We start from the raw sequence: 759 nt of genomic DNA on the forward strand, positions 1-759 counted from the left end.
AGGCGGTGTTCCGCTCCACGCTCTTTCCCGCCAGCCGCCCGCTGGTAAGGGGAAGTAACTTGGAAGAACTGATAACCGAAATAACGTACTACATCAAATTACAATGATATGGCAAAGCAAAGCGGCGGGATGCCGAAGATAGACGAGGATTTTATGCGGGAACTTATTTCGCAAGGTGTACCGAGTAAAGAAGATAATAAACCGAATGATGCACCACATACCAATCTTGCATCACAAGTTACCCAAGAGGAACAGCAGACGGAAACGGTGCGGGTGGAGAAAACGACAAACCGCAAGCGCAAGGGCGGTTCGGGCGACTACCGGGAAACTTACTTTCAGAAAGTGGAACTGGCAGACCGACAGCCCTTATACGTGAGCCGTACCACGCACGAGAAGCTGATGCGTATCGTGACAGTGATAGGCGGGCGCAAGGTGACGGTAAGCAGCTACGTGGAAAACATTCTGCTGCGCCACTTCGAGCAGTACCAAGACGAGATAAACACCCTGTACGAAAGCCACTTCCAAAAGCCTGTCTGACTATGGTAATCTATTGCATACTTACCGGGCTTTTGGTGTACTATATCGCCCTATGGCTGTGGTATCGCTACACGGACAGCCGGACATCACCGGGCAGAACGGATGATGCGCCACTCCCACGAAACGAGGTTTCAGGCTACACGCTGATAGGTGAAAGCCGATACAAGGGCGGACTAATCGGGACAGCGCAGGACAAATCGGGACACCTCCCGCAAGCGGCTG

1 protein-coding gene and 2 pseudogenes are annotated in these 759 nt (G+C 52.4%); all 3 read left to right on the plus strand.

All coding sequences use genetic code 11. From position 1 onward, the window contains the following. A pseudogene (locus DXA74_RS16075) lies at window positions 1-107 on the plus strand (ParA family protein); the annotation flags it as partial. Between the two features lies 1 nt (window position 108). Continuing rightward, window positions 109-537 carry a DUF3408 domain-containing protein gene (locus DXA74_RS16080; RefSeq protein ID WP_118529125.1) on the plus strand — a complete coding sequence of 143 codons (429 nt, stop codon included), beginning with the start codon at window positions 109-111 and terminating at the stop codon, window positions 535-537. A 2-nt stretch (window positions 538-539) separates the two neighbouring features. Then, window positions 540-759, plus strand: a pseudogene (locus DXA74_RS16085) (hypothetical protein); the annotation flags it as partial.

This window comes from Bacteroides sp. OF04-15BH (genome assembly GCF_003477995.1).
GTDB lineage: Bacteria > Bacteroidota > Bacteroidia > Bacteroidales > Bacteroidaceae > Paraprevotella.